Here is a 21,010-nt window from a genome sequence, read left to right as displayed (position 1 = left end):
CCCGCAGTTTCTCGGACCGGTTGCCCGAAATTGAGCGTCCGTCGCCTTTCAATCGGCGAAGAGGTGGCGCAGGTAGCGATCCGGCGAGTCCAGGAACGTGCGCCAGTGCCCGACGAGCTGCAGCCCCTCCCAGTTCGCCTCGCGGATGCCCCAGTCTCCCAGTTCCAGGATGCGCGCCCCGGGCAGCGCGGCGAGCACCGGCGAGTGCGTCGCGCAGATCACCTGGCTGCCGCGCTCGACCATGTCGCGCAGCCCCACCATCCAGTTGAGGGTGGACGCGAAGGACAGCGCGGCCTCCGGCTCGTCCAGGCAGGCCAGCCCGGTGACGTAGCGGGGGTGGTTCAGCTTGTTGTCGAGCAGGTCGTTGAACGACTCGCCGTGACTGAGCGAGTGCAGGTGCCGATCGGGGCTGCCGTCCAGCGACTCCAGATAGCTGTAGTAGCCGTGCATGGTCTCTGCGCGGAGGAAGAACCCGCCGCGCGGCGCGCCGGGCCCGCGCTCGATCTGCAGCCAGTCGGCCAGCGGGGACTCCGTGGGGCGCGTCGTGTGCGATCCGTTGCTGCTGCCGCCCTCCGGCGGCAGGCCGGCGGCCATGGCGATGCCCTCCAGCAGCGTGGACTTGCCGCTGCCGTTCTCGCCGACGAGGAAGGTGACGCCTGGGCCGAAGTCGAGCCCGTCGCGGAGCACCGCGGCGATCGCCGGGATGCTCGCCGGCCACTCGCCGCCATCGGTCTCGGCATCCGCCACCGCAGCGTCCCGCAGCGCAGAAACGCGACGGATGGGCCGGCGGTCGTGCAGCCAGTCCCCCGTCGCGTTCATGCAGTGCGCCGAGCTGTGCGGGGTCTACTTGGTGAGGGCCGCGAGGCTCTTGCGCGAGGTGAGCACCTGGTCGATCAGGCCGTACTCGAGTGCCTCGTCGGCGCTCAGGATCTTGTCGCGGTCGATGTCCTTGTTCACCTGGGCGGCGTCGCGGTTGGAGTGCTTGGCCAGCGTCTCCTCGAGCCAGGTGCGCATGCGCAGGATCTCCTTGGCCTGGATCTCGATGTCGGACGCCTGGCCGCGGCCGGCCTCGCCGACGGCGGGCTGGTGGATCAGGATGCGCGCGTTCGGCAGTGCCAGACGCTTGCCGGGGGCTCCGGCGGCGGTCAGCACGGCGGCGGCGGAGGCCGCCTGGCCGAGGACGATGGTCTGCACCTGCGGGCGGATGTACTGCATCGTGTCGTAGATGGCCGTCATTGCGGTGAAGGAGCCACCGGGCGAGTTGATGTACATCTGGATGTCGCGGTCGGGGTCCATGCTCTCGAGCACGAGCAGCTGGGCCATCACGTCGTCGGCGGAGGCGTCATCCACCTGCACGCCGAGGAAGATGATGCGGTCCTCGAACAGCTTGGCGTAGGGGTCCTGGCGCTTGTAGCCGTAGGCCGTGCGCTCCTCGAACGTGGGCAGGATGTAGCGGGAGCCGGGTGCCTGCATGCTGGAGAATGCGGTGCCACCGAAGCTGGGGGTCGTCATAGTCGTCTCTTCGTTTCTGCTCGAATTGTCGATGCTCGGGGGCCTATTTGGTTTCGGTTTCGGTTCCGCCGCCGCCGGTGACATCCAGGGCGGACTCGCGGATGTGGTCGACGAAGCCGTACTCGAGGGCCTGCTCGGCGTCGAACCAACGGTCGCGGTCGCCGTCGGCGTTGATCTGCTCGACGGACTTGCCGGTCTGCGCAGCGGTGATCTCGGCGAGGCGGCGCTTCATGTCGTTGATGAGCTGTGCCTGCGTCTGGATGTCGCTGGAGGTGCCGCCGAAGCCACCGTGCGGCTGGTGCAGCAGCACCCGGGCGTTCGGGGTGATGTAGCGCTTGCCCTTGGTGCCGGCGGTGAGCAGCAGCTGCCCCATGGACGCCGCCATGCCGATGCCGACGGTGACGATGTCGTTCGGCACGAACTGCATGGTGTCGTAGATGGCCATGCCGGCCGTGATCGAGCCACCGGGCGAGTTGATGTAGAGGTAGATGTCGCGCTTGGAGTCTTCGGCGGCCAGCAGCAAGAGCTTGGCGGCGATCTCGTTGGCGTTGTCGTCGCGCACCTCGGAACCGAGCCAGATGATGCGGTCCTTCAGCAGTCGATCAAAAACGCTGGTGGCTACCAGAGGTTCAGCCATGTTGTCGCTCCGTTTCAGTTAACGCGGTATGACGAATCTATCGGAGCGACGGCCCGGGAACGGCGGTGTTCGCCGTGGGCAGATCGCGAGTCCCCCGCGCGCCCGAACGGGGCGGCCCGTCAGGGCGCGGTCAGGGCCCTGGCGTAGGCCGCCACGCTGCGCTGGTAGCGGGGCAGGTGCGGCACCAGGGCGAGCACGGCCAGCTGCGTCGCCTCCTGCGCGTTCCCGGTGTCGGCCAGCGCCAGTGCGAGGAACGCGGTCGCGGCGCCGGCATACTCGCCGGCCGGCCGCTCGGCCAGTTCGGCGCGGAGCAGCGCGATGGCCTCGTCGGCCCGGCCGAGGTTGCGCAGCGTGCTGGCCAGCTGGATGGTGGCCTGGGCGCGCTCCGACTCGGGCAGGCCGAGGGCCAGGGCCTTCTCGTAGCGCGGCGCCGCCTGCGCCTCGAGGCCGGCGGAGTCGCGGGCGCCCGCGGTCTGGAACAGGGACAGCGCGTCGTCCTCCGGCCAGTCGGCGGCCAGCTCGTCGATGCGGTCGATGACCTCGGCGTTGTTCAGCGCGGCGTCGGCCCACACGGCGTCGACGCGCGCCTGCCACTCGGTACGGCGGTCCATGCGATCTCCTGGGTGCTCGGGGTGGAACAAGGGGCGGAACAGAACGAGGGCCGGATGCCAGCGGCATCCGACCCTCGTTCAGGACAAGCGTGTGACTACTTGGCAGCCTCGGCGTCGTCGGCCTTGGCGGCCTTCTTCGCGGCGGGCTTCTTCGCGGCCGGCTTCTTCGCGGCCGGCTCCTCGTCGGAAGCCTTCTCCTCGTCGGAAGCCTTCTTCTCGGCAGCCTTCTTGGCCGGAGCCTTCTTGGCCGGAGCCTTCTTGGCGGGCTTCTCGGCCTCGGCCTCTGCCTCGTCCTCACCGTTGTCGACGGCGGTGAACTCGGCGAGGTCAACGGTCTTGCCGTTGGCGTCGGTGACGACAGCCTTGCCGAGGACGATCGCGAGGGCCTTGTTGCGGGCAACCTCGCCGACCATGGCCTGGATCTGGCCGTTCTCGCTCAGGATCTGAACGAACTCGGCCGGGTTCATGCCGTACTGGGCTGCACCCTGGACGAGGTACTGCGAGAGCTCGTCCTGGCTGACCTTGACCTCTTCGGCCTCGGCGATCGCGTCGAGGAGGATCTGGGTGCGGAAGGTCTTCTCGCTGGACTCGGTGACCTCTGCGCGGTGCTCGTCGTCCTGGAGGCGGCCTTCACCCTCGAGGTGACGGTTCACCTCGTCCTCGACGAGGGAGACGGGAACGGGAACCTCGACGAGCTCGTGCAGCTTGTCGATGAGGAGGTCGCGTGCCTGGCCGCCCTGAGCGAAGGTCTTGTTGCCCTCGACCTGCTTGACGAGGCTCTCGCGCAGCTCGGCGATGGTGTCGAACTCGCTGGCGATCTGAGCGAAGTCGTCGTCTGCAGCGGGGAGCTCGCGCTCCTTGACCGCGGTGACGGTGACGGTGATGAGAGCGGTCTCGCCCTCACGGTCGCCGCCGAGCAGCTTGGACTCGAAGGTGGTGGTCTCGTCGGCGGAGAGCGCGTCGAGGGCCTCGTCGATGCCCTCGATGAGCTCGCCGGAGCCGACCTCGTAGGAGATGCCGCTGGCGTTGTCGACCTCGTCGTCGCCGATCTTGGCGGTGAGGTCGATGGTGACGAAGTCACCGGTCTTGGCGGGGCGGTCGACCGTGATGAGCGTGCCGAAGCGGCTGCGCAGCTTCTCCAGCTCGGCGTCGACGTCCTCGTCGGAGATCTCGGCGGCGTCCACCGTGATGGCGATGCCGGCGAGCTCGGGCAGCGTGAGCTCGGGGCGCACGTCGACCTCGATCGAGAGGAGCAGGTCGCCCGAGAAGTCCTTGTCGGAGGGCCACTCGACGATGTCGGCGTTGGGGCGGCCCAGCGGGCGCAGGTCGTGCTCGGCGACGGCGAGACGGTAGAAACCGTCGAGGCCCTCGTTGACGGCGTGCTCGATGACGGCACCCTTGCCAACGCGCTGGTCGAGGATCGCGGGCGGAACCTTGCCCTTGCGGAAGCCGGGAACGCTGACCTGCTCGGCGATGTGGCCGTAAGCGTGGGTGATGCTGGGCTTCAGCTCTTCGGGCGAAACCGAGATGGTCAGCTTGGCGCGCGTCGGGCTGAGCATTTCAACCGAAGTGTTTGGCATTGTGGCAATTCTCCTAGACGTCAAAAGTTCTGCTGGGATGTCTCACGACGTGGTCGGGGCGACAGGATTCGAACCTGCGACCTCTCGGTCCCAAACCGAGCGCTCTACCAAGCTGAGCTACGCCCCGAGTCAGTGCCGCAACCCGTAATGTCTTCCCGGCCACAACATGCAAGTTTGCACCCGAGTGGAAAGACCTCCGCAAGTCTACTGCACCGATTCAACCAGCTTTGCCCAGGCGTGCGTACAAAGCACCCCAAAACCTGTACTAACATTGTCCAAGTGCCTGCAGCTGTAGGTCACGGGGATGTAGCTCAATGGTAGAGCCTCAGTCTTCCAAACTGATCACGCGGGTTCGATTCCCGTCATCCCCTCTCTGATTAGCGCTACGGCATCCGTGGTTGCAACATCCAAAGCCGGAAGGCCCAGCGCCGCCGCGTTCGATTTCCTCGCAAGCCGTCTGGCGGCGACGCACCCCCGCGCTATCCTGTCAACTCCAATTTGGCGACCGGGCCTCAGTGCCGCACACAAATGCGAATTCAACCCAACCTTGCGTTGGCTAGACGCTCGAGTACAGAGCGCTGATCGCGAGAATGCTGAAGGTCGCTCGCATCCGGGAAGGAGTTCGTAACTCCTGCGCTCCCGGAGACGAACGAATCCGTTCGCCGGACGAATCAAGCTAGGCGGTGATCGGGTCCCAACCCGGGAATACAAGTGGCACCGAAGCCCCATCAGATGCAAGGAAGGCTCGATTTTCGTCTTGAGCTTCTAGCGCAGTGCGAACGGAGTCTCCTACTCGGCGCGCAAACTCCACCGGCACAGCGTTGCCCACCTGCATCTGGATATCTCGAAGCGCACCCCCGCCAATGAACTCCCAGTCGTCGGGGAACGTCTGAAGTCGTGCAAGTTCACGGGCGGTCATAGTACGCAGCCGGCTTGCGGATACCCGCCAGAGTTTAACAGTGGCGTCCGGGTTACGGATGTGTTTGCCGGCAAGTCGATCCTTGTCGAATTTCTTTGCGACAACATTGCCTTGCGCCCAGCCCCACACTGTCGCCGTGTCTACCGCCGGAAACGGCTGATCGAACCGTCGAATAGGGTTCCCATCACTCGCTGTCCTCGAGAACCTCGCAATCACCGCAGGTTCGTCCACGTCAAACGGCTCGCCGGTAGCAGTATGGACAGAGCTCTTGAACGTCCAGGATGGCGCATGATTTGGAAGCCCTATACCGCCACCATTTCCGAGATCACTTAACCAAGGACCGACGGTCTCGTTTGTGCCCGGAAGCGGCAAATGGTATCCCGCTGGCGCCCCGCCACGAAAAGCGACAAAAATCCATCTACGCCGAGTTTGTGGCACACCGAATCCATCGACGCGAAATACGTTGTGGAAAACTTCATACCCAAGCTCTGTGAGATCAAACGCAATCTGATCACTAAAACGACGACCAGTCTCGGGGTGAAGAAGCGTACGGAGATTTAGCACATTCTCAATAACAATGGCGCGCGGGCGAGTCGCCTTCGCAACTCGCAAGACCTGCTCGTAAAGGTCATTCCGATCGTCCGTCGCTTTCCGCAGACCGCCGAGACTGTAGCCCTGACACGGCGGTCCGCCAACTAAGACGTCAACCTCCTCGTTGAATTCCCACTCGCGCGCATCAGCCTGGTCGACATGCCATGCGGGCCGATTCGTCCTGAGCGTTGCCACAGACCACGGATCCCAATCCATCGACCCAACATGTTTAAATCCAGCCTGTTCAAAGCCGAGGTCCAGTCCCCCAGCACCGCTGAACATTCCGAGCATGTTGTATGTCATCAGATCAATTCTACGCCCACCGTCGTGTTGCCACGCACCGTCCTATACGCCACGAATGGATGCTCCATCCCACCGGTCAAATTAGCGTCAAAGTCACCGACGAGCGTATTCGCCTTCAGATCACCATGGTAGGCGGTCAGGACCCGATCGGCCTCTGTGCGCGAGAATCGTCCAACTTCGACGAAGCCGGCCGCCGGCGGCCTCTCACTCGCGGGCATGATGAGCGTGCAATGACCGCGAAGCCCACTCAACAACTTGTACGGCGTATGGGGCGCGTACATCTTCCGATCCCGGAACAGAATGTCGCCATAGCTGCCAAGAACGCGGAGACTCTTGTTATCAGCGAGAAAGCCGGGCCCCGCATTCAAAAACGTTCCGTCAGCTATCACGACGTCGAGCACGTTTGGAGCGTCCCCGCCATGGAGGACGCTTTCATACCGCCCGAATACGTAGAAAACTCGCTTGCCTTTGTATTCGCCGGATGGGAGAGCACTGTTTGAGTCAAAGTCGTTCTCACGACTACCCACAGTTATGCCCTTCACCTCGAATGCCTCGTCGTGCGCTTCGATTTCGAAGTCTGGGTATCGGTTTCGTCCCTCACCAGAGATCGAATGCCCGGATTCAACGATTCGAGCGCGAACCCAGTTCTGGAAATGAAACTCCTTGTCATTCTGAGCTCTAGAAGTTCGAACTTCATTTTCGACAGCGGATTCACAGGCGGCAAAAATTGCCCAAGCAGTTGACATCTGATTAATCTATCCACGTGATCCGGCATTGAGTTGCATTACAGGACACAGCGTGTCTTAACTACCAAGTTTCCATCCTCGTCCCTGAATCTTTGGAACCGAGCACTTGAATCGTTTGCGTGACTACGGCGCTGGGCCACGCAAATGTGTTCGGTCGCAGCCAGTTCTGGTGGCTGCGACCGAACACTCTCCTCAGCGACTTCAACCACGCAGTGTGTATGAGACCTACGGAGGATATTGTGCATGTCGTGGTCTCGGCAGTCCTACCCAGAGGGGCTGGAGCCTGTCCAGTCGGCGGCGAAACGCTCGTAGTAGCTGGGACAGCCCGGGCCGATGTCCACATCCGATCTAGAGCACGCGACCTGCTCGCCCGTTTCGGTCAGAACCGTGCATCCGGGCTACCGGATTAGAGGAGGATCAACTTCGAACGACGAGATAGAGGACGGGCAGAGCGGGGTGCTGGCGAGCACGACGCCCGCCGGGGCCGGCCACACCACCTAGCGAGCGGGAGCACGTGCAGTGCGAAGTCAGCAATGCTGCCAAAGAGGGGTACCAGCAACACTCGGGCGAAGGCGAGCTTTGGGACGTCCCCTGAGACGGCGCAACATCTAGTATCCGATCCTTCCTTTAGCCAGCTCATTGGCACTCCACAGGATGAAGGCCGCCAACGCGAACGCGAGTCTGCGCCGACCGGACATCAGCGCGGCAGTGACGATGACGGCTGCTCGTCGGACCGGAACCGACACAGCCGGGCCCAAGCCTTGACAGCACCCACCGGCGCGGGAAGATTGCTGGTACAGGCCGATCGTCGCGGCGGTGGCGGCGAGCAGGACCTCCGCGGGGAGGAGAGCGATGATGCCATCCAGTTCAGCCGATCCGAGCCCGACCGGCCGCGAGCCGAGGCGGCTTCCGCGGCACCCCGCGTCCCGGCTGGCCGAGCGGTGGACGACGGTCGACGGAATCGACATGTTCTACCGGGAATCCCCCGTGCCGCCGGATGCGCCCGTCATGCTGCACCTGCACGGCTTCGGTCTCTCCGGCCGCTATCTGCTGCCGACGGCGGAGCGTCTGATGGACGACTTCCACACCTTCGTGCCGGACCTGCCCGGCTACGGGCTGAGCGGCAAGCCGGCGAAGGCGCTCGACGTGCCCGGCCTCGCCCGCGTCGCCGCGCGATTCCTCGACGATCGCGGCGTGAGATCGGCGACGCTCGTCGGCAATTCGATGGGCTGCCCGGTGATCCTGGAGTTCGCCCACCTGTTCCCGGAGCGCATCGATCGGGCGATCCTCGTCTCCCCCGCCGGCGGCCTGCACAACCAGCCGCTCACCCGCGCGATCAGCCAGCTGACGATCGACGGCAAGCGTGAGCCGCGCGAAATGATGGGCATCGCGGCACCGGACTACCTGCGCTTCGGCGTGCCGAGCACGGTCAAGATGTTCCGCTCCCTCACCCGGTACCCGTCGCTCGAACGATTGTTGGGGCTGACGATTCCGACGCTGGCCGTCGTCGGCAGCCGGGATCCGCTGATGCCGAGCCCGCGTCGGATTCAGGAGGTCGCCCGGCACACCGACAACCAGGTGCTGCTCGTCGTGATCGAGGGCGCCGCACACGCGATCAACTTCAGCCACCCGGGAGAGCTGGCACACGTCATCCGCCAGTTCATGGCCGACGAGGCCATCACCGACGATCCCGACTCGCCCGGGGAGGCTCGGGCATACGAAATTCATCGGGGCGCGTCGCACCCGCCGGCGACGGACCAGGACCTCCCCGACAGCTAGGGCACCGGCCAGTATGCTGGGGCCCGTTGCGCCTGCGAACGGTCGCGGGCCAGGTGGGGGCTACCGATGACGGCGGATGCGGGCATGCGTGCGGGTGGGATCGAGCCGTCCTGGCCGCAGAGTACCGCCCAGCTGCGCGACCGGCAACTCTGCCCCTCGTGTTTCACGCCGTTGTTTGGCACCGTCTGCTCCGGCTGCCAGTTGGACCTCGGAAGCCCGCTGGCCGATGAGCTGCTGCGCGCCTCGCGGGCAGCGGCCGAGCGGCTCGAGTACCGCTCCGAGGTGATCCGGCTGATCCGGGCGGAGTCGTCTCGGGCACCCGCGGTCGTTGCACCCGCGGTCGTTGCACCCGCGGCGGTTGCGCCCGCCGTCGCGGTGCCCCCGCCCGCTTATCCTCTGCCGACGCCCGCCCAGCAGACTCCCCCGCAGCCGGTGCCCGCCCAGCCCACTCCCGCCACGTCGGCGCGCGGTGGCCGCTCCAGCGTGCAGATGCTGCTGCTCGTCGTCGGCGTCGGCCTCGTCGCGGTCGCGCTCGTCTTCTTCCTCATCGTCGCCTGGTTCGTGGCGGGCCTGGCGTTCCGCGCGGTGACCGTCGCCCTGCTCACCCTGCTGATGTTCGTCGGGGTCTCGCTGCTGGCCCGCTTCCGGATGCACTCGACGGCGCAGGGCGTCGCCGTGCTCGCGGTGCTGCTGGTGTATCTCGACCTGTGGGCGGTGCAGGCCACCGGCCTGTTCGACGCCGATCTGCCGGATCCCGCCCTGTACTGGGCGATCGGGTTGCTGGTGAGCGCCCCGCTCCTCCTCGCCTGGTTCCGCGTCACCGGCATGCGGGCCGGCAGCGTCGCCGGCTTCGCCGCCGTGCCGGTCGGCGCGGGCCTGCTCGGCTGGGTGCTCGGGGCGCCGCTCGACCAGGCCACAACCGGCTTCGCGCGCCTCTGGCTGGTCGCGATCGTCGTCATCGTCTCCAGCCTGGTGCAGCTGCTCGCGCCGCGCATCGGGCGCCGGATGACGCCGTCCCAGCCGCTGCTCGTCGAGCGCGCCATCGTGCTCCTGCTCGCCGCGCCGATGCTGCCAGCGGCCTTCGCCTTCGGACTGCTCACCGAGCGGAGCCAGGTGGCCGCGCCGCTCTGGAGCCTCGGCACCCTCGCCGTCGTGTGCGCCGGGCAGGCGCTGCTGAGCGCCCGCCGCCCGGCCGGCCTCGACCGTGCCGCCGCCATCGGCTTCGGCGTGGCCGCCGGGTTCACCGCCGCCGCCATCCCCATCGACATGGGCGTGCGTGCCACCTCCGCGCTCGACTGGGTGCTCTGGCCGGTGCTGATCGCCATCGCGCTGCTGCTGGCCCTGGACGTGGTGCGCACCAGCGCGCCGGATCCCGCGCGGCGCCACGTCCTGGGCGGCGCGCTGCTCGGCGCGGCCCTGCCCACCGGAGCGGCGCTGCTGGCGGCGGGCTGGCTCCTGGTCACGGCCTTCTTCGACCGCTCACCGCTGGCCCCCTGGTTCACCCTCTGGGTGCCCCAGGCCGGCGCCCAGTCCCCGGGCGACGCCGTCCGCCAGGCCGCGCTGCTGCTCGCGGGCGGCGCCGCCATGACCGTCGCCGCCTGGGCGGCATTCGGTCTGGTCCGAGCGCGCGCCGTCATCCTCGGAGCGGTCCTCGTCGCCGCCCTCATGGCGTGTGCGGTGGCGCTCCCCTGGGTCGCAGCGGCATCGCTCGGCTACCTGGCGATCGCGGCCGGCGCCCTCTGCAGCCAGGCCGTGCCCGCCCTGCGCGCGCGGACCGCCGGGCTCCCGGGGCTGCGCACGCTCGCCCTCGCCACCCTGAGCGTCAACGCGGTCGCCGGTTACCTGCTCTCCTTCGACGCGCTGTGGCTCTGGCTGGTTGGCTCAGCCGCCGTCCTCTGCCTGCTCGTCGGCAGCCGGGAGATGCAGCCGCGCACCCCGCTGCAGCGCCCCCTGCTGCTGGCGGCCGCCGCGCTCTGGGCGCTCGGCACGACGGCCGCCGCACCGACGGCCGTCGCCGCATCGGCCGGGCTCGCCCCGCACGAGGTGGTCGACACCCGGGCCCTGCTCGTTCTGGCCTGCGGCCTGCTGCTCGTCGCATTCAGCCTGCCGCTCGGCCGCTTCGCGGCAGCGGTGGACCGCGCGTGGGCACTCGCCTCCACGGCAGCGGTCGGCGTCGTTGTGGTCGCGCCGCTGCCCGTCTGGCCGAGCGCCAGCACGTCCTCCCCCGTGCTTCTTTCCCCCGTGCCGGCCGCGCTGGGCGCACTGCTCGCCGCCGCCGCCTGCCTGCTGCTCGTCGGGCTCGGGGCGAACCGCACGCTCACGCTCGGCCGCCGCGCAGCCCTCGTGGCCGCGACCCCGCTGGTCTGGCTCTCCGGCATGTTCGCCGTGGAGGCCGCCCGGGGCGCGGGCGCGGACATCGATGCCGCAGCCCTCGACTGGTGGGCCTGCGCGCTCGGCGTTCTCGCCCTCGCCGCCGCGCTGGCCTGGCAGCGGGGCGCGCTCCGCCTGGGCGCGCCGCCGAGCAGCACCGACCGTGCGCTGGCGGATGCCGGCAGCGGCCTGGTGCTGCTGCTCGGCGCCGGGCGGGTGCTCGCGACGCTGGAGGCTCCGGCGCACTGGCTCGTGCTCCTCGTCGCCGCCGTCGGCGCCCTGCTGGCCGCCGTCGACGGCGCGGGACTCTTCAACGCCCGCACCCGGCGGCACCAACTGGGCTGGCTCGCCCTGCTCCTGGCGACGGCCGGGCTCTGGCTGGGGTTGACGGATGCCGGCGTCACCGCGCCCGAGCCGTACGCGCTGCCGCTGGCCGCCGCCCTGCTCGCGGTCGCCGCCCTCATCGCCCGTTTCGGGCAGCGCGAGGACGCCCCCGGCAGCGCCGTTGCGGGGATCACGGCAGCCGGCCTGCTGATCGCCCTGCTGCCCTCCGCGGTGGCGGGGGCCGACGGAAGCCTGCTGCGCCCGATCCTCACGATCTCGATCGGCGGCGTCATCCTGCTCGGCGCCGTGCTCTGGCGGCCCGACGACTGGCGGCCCGACGACTCGCGGACCGGAGCCTGGGGCGCGCCGCCGCCCAGCCCGCTGCTGCGTCTGGCGCTGATCGGCGCCGGAGGCCTCGGTGTGGCGGTGGCCGCCGGCGCCCGCGCGCTCAGCACGCTGGCCGGAGCGCCAGGCACCGTCTCCGGACTGTTCGAGTTCTGGGTCGCCGTCGGCGCGGCCGTGCTGCTCGCCGCCGCGCTCGCGAACGGCGATCAGCCCGGCCGGCTGACGACGGTGCTCGTCGCCGTGCCGCTCGTGGGGGCCGGCCTGCTCGAGTGCGCGGCCATCGCCGCCAGCCCCGACGCCTCCGGCGCCGCGGCGGTGCGGGCCGTCACCGTGGTGGCGGTGCTCGGCGCGGCGCACGTGCTGCTCGCCTGGCTGCGGAGCCCCGCGCTGGCCGGCTGGCTCGCGCCGCTCGCCCTCGGCCTGGCCGCCCTCGCCGCGACGGTGTTCCTGGCGCGCTCGGCCGGGGACGGCGCCGCCGTTCCGTTCGAGTGGGTGACCGTGCCCGTGGCCGCCGCGTGGATCGGCAGCGGCATCCTGCACCTGTCCCGCACGCCAGGGGCGCGCAGCTGGCCGGCCCTCGGCGGCGGGCTCGCCCTGCTGCTCGTGCCCTCGCTCCTGGCCGACTACGTGCACTCCCCGCTCTGGCGGGTGGTCGGGCTGGGCATCGTCGCGATCGCGGTGCTGCTTGTCGGCCTCGTCAGCCGATTGCAGGCTCCGTTCGTGCTCGGGTCGATCGTCGTGCTGCTGCACGGCCTCGCCCAGCTCTGGCCGTGGCTGTCCGCGCTCTACAACCCGACCCTCTGGTGGCTCTGGTTCGGCGCCGGCGGGGTGCTCCTGATCGCGGTGGCGGCCCGCTACGAGAAGCGGGTGGCGAACCTGAAGGCGGCCGTGGCGACGGTCGGCTCACTGCGCTAGCGACCGCTCGCAATCACGCGGCCGCTGGTGGACAATGGCTGCATGCCTGACCAGGCGGCCCAGCCGCCAGAGGGATTATCAGCCGCATCGGCCCCGGTTCGCGCACAGCTGCTGGCGACCGAGCACTGGAGCCTGCTCGCCTCGCGCAGCACCACCCAGAGCGAGGTGCTCACCCGCATCAGCATCTTCCTGACGCTGACCTCGGCCAGCCTGCTCAGCATCGCCCTCGTCGGCCAGGCCAGCACGTTCAACGCCGACTTCCGGCTGTTCGCGGTGGTCATCCTCGGGGTGCTCTGCGTGATCGGGACGCTGACCAATGTGCGCGTGCTCAACGTGGCACACGAGGATCTGATGTACGTGCTCGCCATGAACCGGCTGCGCGCCGCCTACCTCGCCCTCGACCCCGGGATCGAGCCCTATCTGATGGCCTCAAGCCACGATGACCAGGCCGGCTCGCAGCAGACCTATTACTGGCTCGGCCGGCGCAGCGACTTCAGCCATGTCATCGGCAGCAGCATGATCTTCATCGCCGCGGTCTGTGCGGCCCTCACCGGGTTGTTCGCCGCCGCCCTCGGCGGCCTGCTCGGTGCCCCGCCGTGGGCGCTCTACCTGCTCGGCTTCGGGGTGGGCCTGGCCTATCTGGGCATCTCCGCCGGGCTCGGCGGTCGCGGCTACTTCCGGGTGTGGCGCGACGTGCACCCCGTCTCGCCGACCCCGGGCGCCGCCCGCTAACGCTGCAGGAAGGCGAGCACGGCCAGCACCCGGCGGTGGTCGGAGCCGGAGTCGTCGAGGGCGAGCTTCTGGAAGATGGCGGTCACGTTCTTCTCCACGGCGCCGACGCCGATGAACAGCCGCTCGGCGATGCCGGCGTTGGTGCGCCCCTCGGCCATCAGCTCGAGCACCTCGCGCTCGCGCGGGGTGAGGGCGTCCAGCGGGTCGGCCCGGCGGGCGAGCAGCTCGCGGACCACCTGCGGGTCGAGCACCGTGCCGCCCGCGCTCACCCGGGCGACGGCATCCTGCAGCTCGTCGAGGGAGGCCACCCTGTCCTTCAGCAGGTAGCCCATGCCGCCGGAGCCGCTGGAGAGCAGCTCGTGCGCGTAGCTGCCCTCGACGTACTGGCTGAGCAGCAGGATGCCGATGCCGGGCAGCCGACGGCGCAGCTCGATGGCCGCGCGCACCCCCTCGTCGCGGAAGGTCGGCGGCATCCGCACGTCGAGCACGGCCAGGTCCGGGCGCAGCTGGTCGACCTCGGCGAGCAGGCTGTCGGCGTCGCCGTAGGCGGCGACGGTGTCATAGCCGGCCTCATCGAACAGGCGCACCAGCCCCTCCCGGAGCAGCAGGGAGTCTTCGGCGAGCACGAGGCGCAGGGCGGGGGCGGATGCCGCGGCATCGGGGGTGAGGGTCACCCGTCCAGATTAACGTGGCAGCGGGATGTGCGCGCCCACCGCGGTCGGTCCGCCCACCGGGCTGTCGATCGACAGCACGCCGCGCAGCCCGTTCAGGCGGTCTTCCAGCCCGGCGAGGCCGTGCCCGGCCCGCTTCGCCGCTCCCCCGCGCCCGTTGTCGATCACCCAGAGGTCGAGCCAGTCCTGGCCCTCGCTCTGCCGGGCGGCGAGGTGCAGCCGGATGGCGGTGGCGCCCGAGTGCTTGGCGGCGTTCGTCAGCAGCTCGGCGGCCACGAAGTAAGCGCTGCGCTCGATCTCGGGTGCCAGCCGGGTGTCCGGGTGCAGGGCCAGCTCGAACGAGACGGGGACGGTGCTGCGGGCGGCGAGTGACTCCAGCCCGGCGATGAGGCCGCGGTCCTGCAGGATGGGCGGGGCGAAGCCGCGGGACAGGGCGCGCAGCTCCTCCAGGGTGTCGCGCGCCTGGCTGCGGGCCTCGACGAGCATCGCCTTGGCGGAATCGGGGTCGCTCTCCAGCTTGCGCTCCGCGCTGGCCAGGTCCATCTGCAGCCGCACCAGGCGCTGCTGCGGGCCGTCGTGGATGTCGCGCTCCAGCCGGCGCAGCGACTGGTCCTCTGCCACGAGCGCCGCGCCGCGGGAGGCGGCCAGCGAGGCCACCTCCCGGCTGAGCGCGTCGGAGCGCCAGGCCGAGAGCATGCCGCGGGCGATGGCGTCGTGCAGCAGGGTGAGCCCGCGGGTGACGAGGGGAAGGGTGGCCAGGAACAGCAGCCCGACCGCGACCATGAGCAGGTTCTCGGCGAGTGCGGGGTCGACCACCCAATCGTTGCCGGGGAACGCCCAGTCCAGGATCACCCGGTGCAGCAGGAGGTCGTCGCCGGAGTCGGTCCAGATCGTGTCCCAGATCCATCCGGTGACCCCGCCGAGCCCGATGGCGACCCAGACGATGGTCACCGTCCAGCTGAGGATGCCGATGATGGGCAGGACGATCATGCCGTGCAGCAGATACAGCCAGTAGTGGCCGTCGATGAGCGGGCCGAGCGTTGCCCGCCAGAAGCCGGGTCCCTGTTCCGTCTTCTCCCAGCGCGGGCGCGTGATCTCGGGCCGCCCGGCCCAGCGCAGCCGCACCAGCTCCAGCGCGCCGAAGCCGCGAGCCGTGTAGAGGGTCGCGACGACGATGAACAGGCCGACGAAGATCGCGATCATGCCGATGCCGGTGAAGAAGAGGGTGGAGAGCACACTGAGGCTGAGCACCGCGACCAGCAGGTTGGGCAGCAGGAAGCCGAGCTCCCGGGGCGCGGTGGCCCAGAGCGTGCCATAGCTGGTGCGGGTGCGCACGGTGCCTGGCGTGCTGCTGGGGGTCGTGCTGATCGTGGTCATGATTCGATTCTGCCGATCCGCCGCCGGCTCACCCAGCCAGCTGGCAACCGGAACCGTGCGGGGGTTATCCCTACCACGAGACTCCGCCCCACCGCTCAGACCGCCTCGCCGCGGCTGCGGCGCATCTCGCGGGCCAGCTCGGGGCTGGCGTAGTGCTCGCCGTGCTCGAGCTCGTGGATGATCCGCTCCACGGTCTCGGCCGGCCGGTTCTGGCTCATCTTGTTCTTGCCGGTGTACCGGTCGACCCGCATCCGGAACCCGACCGTGCCGGAGACGATGCGGGCGGCGTATGCCGCGTTCGCCTCGGTGCCGTTCATCCGGCGCGGCTCCGGCATCCGCTCCTCGAAGTGGTCGACGAGCCGGTCCAGCACGGAGAGGTTCTCGGCGTCGCCGAGCAGCTCCGGGGTGCCGTGCAGGTGGGCGACGATGAAGTTCCACGTCGGCACCGCCGGTTTGGCGTCGTACCAGCCGGGTGAGATGTAGCCGTGCGGGCCCTGCACGATCACGAGCAGCTCGTGCCGGCCGAGCTCGTGCAGCGCCTCGTCGGGGCGGCCGACGTGGCTGAGCAGCACGATGCCCTCCTCCGCCTCATCCAGGATCACCGGATAGTGCGAGGCGACCAGCTCGCCGGCATCCGTGTGGCTGACCATGGTGACCCACGGGTTCTCACGGATGAGCCGCTTGACGGCGGCATCGCTGACGAGGGCGAAGCTCGGATTCTGGCGCATGGCTCCAGCATCTCACCCGGCGGGCCGACCGCCAGGCAGGCTGGTGCTAGTTGATGACCTTGTTGTCGCTCGAGGACACCGTCAGCCACGGTCCGGCGGGAACGTCGGCGGCCTCGACGAACTGCCAGTCGACGACATCGGAGTCGCCGTCCAGCTCGGCGAAGTTCAGGCAGCCGTTCAGCGCGGGCGAGACGTCCATGCCGGCGCCGCCGTAGCGCGCGTTGGCCGGGCGGGCGTCGTTGGAGCCGAAGACGTAGGCCGAGTCGTGGTACTCGCCGGGGCCGGCATCCGCGATCTGGCCGTAGCAGGTCTGGCCGTCCTTCATCAGCTTCACCCAGCGGTTCTTCATCAGGCTGATGGAGGCGTCGCCGGCGCGGCCGGCGTAAGCCGGGTCGTTCGCCCAGGGGATGACCGAGCCGCGGTTCGCGAAGCCGGTCTTGTCGTTGACGTCGTCGTAGGGCAGGTCCAGGTAGAACGGGTTCTGCTTGGGCGTCATCGAGGACGGGAAGAAGCCGTTGGCTGCGACGCGCTTCTCGGTCGTGCAGGTGCCCTGGCTGGTGACGCCGTCGCAGCCGCCGTAATTGGCGAACCAGTTGGCGTCATAGGTGGAGAGCATCTGGCTGCCGTCCTCGGCGTTCGCGTCGAAGATCTCGCCGACCCAGAAGGTGGTGGCCACGATGCCGGTGTGCAGCGGGTAGGTGCTGGCGCCGGAGCCGCCTGCGGCGGGAGGTGCGACCTCGGCAGCCGGGGGCGTCGTCGGGGCCGTGGCCGGGGGCGTCGTCGGGGCCGGGGCTGCCTCGACGGGCGGCTTCGGCGCCGCGCTGGGCTTCTTGTTGCCGTGCGCGTGCGACTTGTGCGACTTCTTCCACTTCTCCGACTTCTCAGACTTCTGAGCAACCGGCCCGTGGCCGCGGTGGGAGTCGGCGGTGTGCGTGCGTGCGGAGGTGTTGCGCGTCTCGGCCTCGGCAGCTGTGGCGCCAACGCCAACGGTCGTTGCGACGACGAGGGCGAGCACTGCGGCGCTCACGGTTCCGGTCGTCCTCGGGTGGCGGCGAAGCCATTTTTGGGCGTTGCGAATCACAACTCTTCCTCTCAGATGGAGTCGTCAGTGGCCCCCGTCTGGGGTGCGACGACTCGGCGACACTACGTGCCGCAATCTGAGAGAGCGATCACAAACTCGTGCCAATTCCCGATGCGCGCGCTCTTAATCCGCCTGACCGGGAATTCAGCGAAAAGCCTGTGAATATTCCTCAGTTCAGCGCTGGCAGTTGGGGCACCAGTAGAGCTTGCGCGCCCCGAAGTCCTCGAGCGTGATGTGGGTTCCGCAGACCCGACAGGGCAGCCCCTCGCGCTTGTACACCCAGTGCCGGTCGGCCCGGTTGGCCATCGCGTTGACGTAATCCTCGCCCTCGAGGTTGTCCATCGTCATCATCTGCCCGGTCTCGACGCCGATCTTCAGCAGGTGCGCCCAGTCGCGCCACAGGGCGCGCACCGTATCCTCCGGCACCAGCTTGCCCGGCGTGTGCGGGTTGAGGCCGGCCCGGAAGAGCATCTCGGCCCGGTAGACGTTGCCGATGCCGGCGACGACGTTCTGGTCCATCAGCAGCAGGCCGATCGGCGTCGGCTTCTTGCGCACGACGGCGGTGAAGCGGTCCTCTGCGGCCTGGCTGTCGTCCAGCAGCGGGTCCGGGCCGAGCTTGGCGATGATGGCGTCGACCTGTGCCGGGTCGAGCACCTCGCAGGCGGTCGGCCCGCGGAGGTCGGCGCACACCGTGTCGCTCAGCAGGCGCACCCGCACCTGCCCGATCGGCTCCGGCGGGAACGTCAGCAGGGCGTCGCTCTCCTTCTCGGACTCCGCCATGCGCACGCGGGTGCGGCGCGGGGCCCCGATGGAGTGCAGCGAGTTCTCGCCGTCGACGTCATGAATCGGGCCGTCCAGGATCGTCCCGGCCTGGTTCGTCTGGCCCATCCGGCCGTTGGCGGAGGCGATGGTGGCATCCATCTGGATCTCACCCGCGAAGTCCCACGCGCCGTACATGCCGAGGTGCACGCGCAGCCAGAGCCCGTTGTCGAACTCGAGGTACATCTGCTTGCCGACGGCCTTGGCATCCGTCATCACGTGGCCGTCGAGCATGCTCGCGCCCTCGGCGAAGCGGCCCTGCGGGCTGGAGACGGCTACACGGTGCCCGACGAAGTTGCGGGCGAACTGGCGCGTGATGCGATGGACGGAGTGACCCTCAGGCATGCTGCAGACCCGCTCGGACTAGTACTGGTCGACGTTCTTGCCGGCGATGTCGCCGGTGCTCTCGTACTCGGCGAGCTGCGCGATGCGGCGCGCGTGGCGCTCGTCGCCGGAGAAGGGCTCGGCGATGAACGCGTCGATGAAGCTCGTCGCCTCCTCGATGGTGTGCTGGCGGGCGCCGATCGAGATGACGTTGGCGTCATTGTGCTCGCGGGCCAGCCGGGCCGTGCTCAGGTTCCAGGCGAGGGCGGCGCGGATGCCGGCGACCTTGTTGGCGGCGATCTGCTCGCCGTTGCCCGAGCCGCCGAAGACGACGCCGAGCGCGTCGAGGCCCTGGGACTGGTCATGGGCGACCGCGAGGGCCGCGTTGATGCAGAACGCGGGGTAGTCGTCGAGGGCGTCGTAGCCGGTCGGCCCGTGGTCGATGACCTCGTGACCGGCTGCGCCGAGGTGCGAGATCAGGTGCGTGCTGAAGTCGAGTCCGGCGTGGTCGGTGGCGATGTGGATGCGCATCACAGCAGTCTATTCAGCTTCGCGCGGTAGAATTCGCGGATGCCCTCCGCACCATCTCCCGAGCACGAGCCTGTCCGCACCGATGCCGCGCGCATCGATCCAGAGGAGCTCGCGATCGCACTGCGCGTACTCGCCACCCTCAGCGATGTCGATGAGGAGGACCCGGACTTCCTGACGGTGCGCCACGCGACGGCGAAGATGTTCAAATCGGTCAAAGTGTCGCGCCGCGCGATCAAGCGGGCCCGCATCCAGGACGCCGACAAGGCCGTCATCGCCGCCACCGCGACCGGGGCGCCCAGTCGGATCGACGACGAGACGCAGGGGCACGAGCTCTCCAGCGCCACCGACGCCCCGATCGCCGGCGAGCTGCTCGTGGCCCGCGCCTGCTACATCTGCAAGCAGCGCTACACCCTGGTGGACGCCTTCTATCACCAGCTCTGCCCGAACTGCGCACTGCTGAACCACACCAAGCGCACCGCCCGCACCGACCTGACCGGCAAGCGCGCCCTGCTCACCGGCGGCCGCGCGAAGATCGGCATGTACATCGCCCTCCGGCTGCTCCGCGACGGCGCGCACACCACCATCACCACGCGCTTCCCGAAGGACGCCGTGCGCCGCTTCGCCGCCATGCCGGATGCCGCAGACTGGCTGCACAACCTCCGCGTCGTCGGCATCGACCTGCGCGACCCAGCCCAGGTCGTCGCCCTCGCCGACGACGTCGCCGGCCAGGGCCCGCTCGACATCCTGATCAACAACGCCACCCAGACGGTGCGCCGCTCCCCCGGCGCCTACTCGGCGATCGTCGAGGCCGAGAGCTCGCCGCTGCCGGAGGGCGAGCTGCCCGAGATCGTCAGCTTCGGCCACACCAGCGACCAGCACCCGCTGGCGCTGGCGGCCTCCGTCTCCAGCCACCCGATCCTCGCCGCCGCCGCCGGGGCCGGCGCGCTCACCGCCGACGACCTCACCGCGCTCGCCCTGGCGCCCGGCTCCAGCTCGCTGGACCGCCTGGCCGCCGGCACCGCGATCGACGCGGGCGGGCTGCTGCCCGACCTGCACCATGAGAACAGCTGGACCGACAAGGTGCAGGACGTCGACCCGCTGGAGATGCTCGAGGTGCAGCTCTGCAACACGACCGCGCCGTTCCTGCTGGTCAGCCGGCTGCGCGCCTCGATGGCCGCCGCTCCGAGTGGCCGCAGCTACGTCGTCAACGTCTCCGCGATGGAGGGCGTGTTCGACCGCGGATACAAGGGCCCCGGCCACCCGCACACGAACATGGCCAAGGCGGCCGTGAACATGCTCACCCGCACCAGCGCCCGCGAGATGACCGAGGACGGCATCTACATGACCAGCGTCGACACCGGCTGGATCACCGACGAGCGCCCGCACCCGACGAAGGTGCGCCTGGCCGAGGAGGGCTTCCACGCCCCGCTCGACCTGGTCGACGGCGCGGCCCGCGTGTACGACCCGATCGTGCGCGGCGAGGCCGGCGAGGAACTGTTCGGCGTCTTCCTCAAGGACTACAAGCCCTCCAACTGGTAGCTGCTGCCGAGCCGCGGATGCCGCTCTGCGCCAGTTGAGTGGCATCTGCGCCGGTTAGTGTGGCGCAGAAGCCGCCGAAGTGGCGCACAGCGCGCGGTCGCCTCGGGCGCCGGGGCGGGCGGATGCCGGCAGCAGCTACGCAGCGGGCTCGCCGGCGCTGGGGAGCAGGTCGAAGTAGATGCAGAGCACCGGGGTGTCGTCGGTGACGGTCTCTCCGCCGCGCGCCCAGAAGTCGAGGTGCGTCGAGCGCCACTCGGCGAGGTCGGCGTAGCCCTCGCCCTCGGTGTCGGCGAACTCCCAGGTCACGGCGGCGAAGGTGGTCTCCTCGACCCGGGTGACCTCGATCAGCCCGAGCGGCTGCGTGTCGTCATCGACCAGCACCATGCGCTCGCCGACGTGCTCCCACGGCTCGTTCTCCTCGACGTACTCGCTGAGCAGGCCGGCGGTGGCCCGCTTGCTGCCGTTCAGCACACAGTCGTTGAGGAACGTGCGGGAGGGGCCGGGGTAGCCGAGTTCCATGGTGCGGAGGCCGTCGACGGTGGGGAAGCTCATGCCGACAGCCTAGTGACGGCGGCC

The 21,010-nt window shown here is 69.0% G+C and carries 18 protein-coding genes and 2 tRNA genes; 5 read left to right on the top strand and 15 right to left on the bottom strand.

Annotated elements, in window-relative coordinates; genetic code table 11:
• Positions 1-48: 48 nt before the first annotated feature.
• The 6 genes from BLT62_RS08985 to BLT62_RS08960 form a co-directional block, all read right to left on the bottom strand.
• Positions 49-819: an AAA family ATPase gene (locus tag BLT62_RS08985; RefSeq protein ID WP_083363747.1), complete on the bottom strand. Its 771-nt coding sequence runs from the start codon at positions 817-819 to the stop codon at positions 49-51.
• Between the two features lie 24 nt (positions 820-843).
• Positions 844-1,512, bottom strand: coding sequence for an ATP-dependent Clp protease proteolytic subunit (locus tag BLT62_RS08980; protein ID WP_083363746.1), 669 nt, complete (start codon positions 1,510-1,512; stop codon positions 844-846).
• 43 nt (positions 1,513-1,555) lie between these two features.
• A complete protein-coding gene (locus BLT62_RS08975; protein ID WP_083363745.1) occupies positions 1,556-2,149 on the bottom strand; it encodes an ATP-dependent Clp protease proteolytic subunit in 594 nt (197 codons plus the stop codon).
• A gap of 119 nt (positions 2,150-2,268) precedes the next feature.
• Positions 2,269-2,760 (bottom strand): tetratricopeptide repeat protein, encoded by a 492-nt coding sequence (locus BLT62_RS08970; RefSeq protein WP_083363744.1) that lies wholly within the window; start codon positions 2,758-2,760, stop codon positions 2,269-2,271.
• 95 nt (positions 2,761-2,855) lie between these two features.
• Entirely contained in the window at positions 2,856-4,340 is a 1,485-nt protein-coding gene (gene tig, locus BLT62_RS08965) for a trigger factor (RefSeq protein ID WP_083363743.1), read from the bottom strand.
• 50 nt (positions 4,341-4,390) lie between these two features.
• Positions 4,391-4,467: transfer RNA gene (locus BLT62_RS08960), tRNA-Pro, on the bottom strand.
• Positions 4,468-4,640: 173 nt separating this feature from the next.
• On the opposite strand from BLT62_RS08960, the gene BLT62_RS08955 reads away from it, so the two are divergent.
• A tRNA-Gly gene (locus BLT62_RS08955) sits at positions 4,641-4,711 on the top strand.
• Positions 4,712-5,016: 305 nt separating this feature from the next.
• On the opposite strand, the gene BLT62_RS08950 is transcribed toward BLT62_RS08955, so the two are convergent.
• Both BLT62_RS08950 and BLT62_RS17660 read right to left on the bottom strand, forming a co-directional pair.
• Entirely contained in the window at positions 5,017-6,153 is a 1,137-nt protein-coding gene (locus BLT62_RS08950; RefSeq protein WP_083363742.1) for a DNA cytosine methyltransferase, read from the bottom strand.
• A complete protein-coding gene (locus BLT62_RS17660) occupies positions 6,153-6,899 on the bottom strand; it encodes a hypothetical protein (protein ID WP_156786299.1) in 747 nt (248 codons plus the stop codon). The genes BLT62_RS08950 and BLT62_RS17660 overlap by 1 nt, the downstream gene beginning before the upstream one ends.
• Positions 6,900-7,754: 855 nt before the next feature.
• Here BLT62_RS17660 and BLT62_RS08940 point away from each other — a divergent pair.
• From BLT62_RS08940 to BLT62_RS08930, 3 genes are all read left to right on the top strand, one after another.
• Positions 7,755-8,678, top strand: coding sequence for an alpha/beta fold hydrolase (locus tag BLT62_RS08940; RefSeq protein WP_083365396.1), 924 nt, complete (start codon positions 7,755-7,757; stop codon positions 8,676-8,678).
• Positions 8,679-8,744: 66 nt separating this feature from the next.
• Complete coding sequence (locus BLT62_RS08935; protein ID WP_156786298.1) at positions 8,745-12,632, top strand: SCO7613 C-terminal domain-containing membrane protein; 3,888 nt, start codon at positions 8,745-8,747, stop codon at positions 12,630-12,632.
• 42 nt (positions 12,633-12,674) lie between these two features.
• A complete protein-coding gene (locus BLT62_RS08930; protein WP_083363739.1) occupies positions 12,675-13,364 on the top strand; it encodes a hypothetical protein in 690 nt (229 codons plus the stop codon).
• Here BLT62_RS08930 and BLT62_RS08925 read toward each other — a convergent pair.
• The 6 genes from BLT62_RS08925 to BLT62_RS08900 form a co-directional block, all read right to left on the bottom strand.
• Positions 13,361-14,038: a response regulator gene (locus tag BLT62_RS08925; protein ID WP_083363738.1), complete on the bottom strand. Its 678-nt coding sequence runs from the start codon at positions 14,036-14,038 to the stop codon at positions 13,361-13,363. The two genes, BLT62_RS08930 and BLT62_RS08925, sit on opposite strands and share 4 nt — an antisense overlap.
• 9 nt (positions 14,039-14,047) lie before the next feature.
• Positions 14,048-15,412 (bottom strand): sensor histidine kinase, encoded by a 1,365-nt coding sequence (locus BLT62_RS08920; RefSeq protein ID WP_083363737.1) that lies wholly within the window; start codon positions 15,410-15,412, stop codon positions 14,048-14,050.
• A gap of 95 nt (positions 15,413-15,507) precedes the next feature.
• Positions 15,508-16,140 carry an FMN-binding negative transcriptional regulator gene (locus BLT62_RS08915; RefSeq protein WP_083363736.1) on the bottom strand — a complete coding sequence of 211 codons (633 nt, stop codon included), beginning with the start codon at positions 16,138-16,140 and terminating at the stop codon, positions 15,508-15,510.
• A gap of 46 nt (positions 16,141-16,186) precedes the next feature.
• Positions 16,187-17,167 carry a hypothetical protein gene (locus BLT62_RS08910; protein ID WP_083363735.1) on the bottom strand — a complete coding sequence of 327 codons (981 nt, stop codon included), beginning with the start codon at positions 17,165-17,167 and terminating at the stop codon, positions 16,187-16,189.
• 228 nt (positions 17,168-17,395) lie between these two features.
• Positions 17,396-18,385 carry an Fpg/Nei family DNA glycosylase gene (locus BLT62_RS08905; RefSeq protein WP_083363734.1) on the bottom strand — a complete coding sequence of 330 codons (990 nt, stop codon included), beginning with the start codon at positions 18,383-18,385 and terminating at the stop codon, positions 17,396-17,398.
• Positions 18,386-18,403: 18 nt separating this feature from the next.
• A complete protein-coding gene (locus BLT62_RS08900) occupies positions 18,404-18,895 on the bottom strand; it encodes a ribose-5-phosphate isomerase (RefSeq protein WP_083363733.1) in 492 nt (163 codons plus the stop codon).
• A gap of 39 nt (positions 18,896-18,934) precedes the next feature.
• On the opposite strand from BLT62_RS08900, the gene BLT62_RS08895 reads away from it, so the two are divergent.
• The gene (locus tag BLT62_RS08895) at positions 18,935-20,434 is read left to right on the top strand and encodes an SDR family oxidoreductase (protein ID WP_083363732.1); all 1,500 of its coding nucleotides are present in this window, start codon (positions 18,935-18,937) and stop codon (positions 20,432-20,434) included.
• A gap of 135 nt (positions 20,435-20,569) precedes the next feature.
• Here the strand turns inward: BLT62_RS08895 and BLT62_RS08890 are convergent, their stop codons facing one another.
• Positions 20,570-20,986 carry an ASCH domain-containing protein gene (locus BLT62_RS08890; RefSeq protein ID WP_083363731.1) on the bottom strand — a complete coding sequence of 139 codons (417 nt, stop codon included), beginning with the start codon at positions 20,984-20,986 and terminating at the stop codon, positions 20,570-20,572.
• Positions 20,987-21,010 lie beyond the last annotated feature (24 nt).

Source organism: Microterricola viridarii, assembly GCF_900104895.1.
In the GTDB taxonomy this organism is placed as follows: domain Bacteria; phylum Actinomycetota; class Actinomycetes; order Actinomycetales; family Microbacteriaceae; genus Microterricola; species Microterricola viridarii.
Note: the sequence above shows the minus strand (reverse complement) of the source record. Positions and strands in the feature narration are given on the sequence as shown.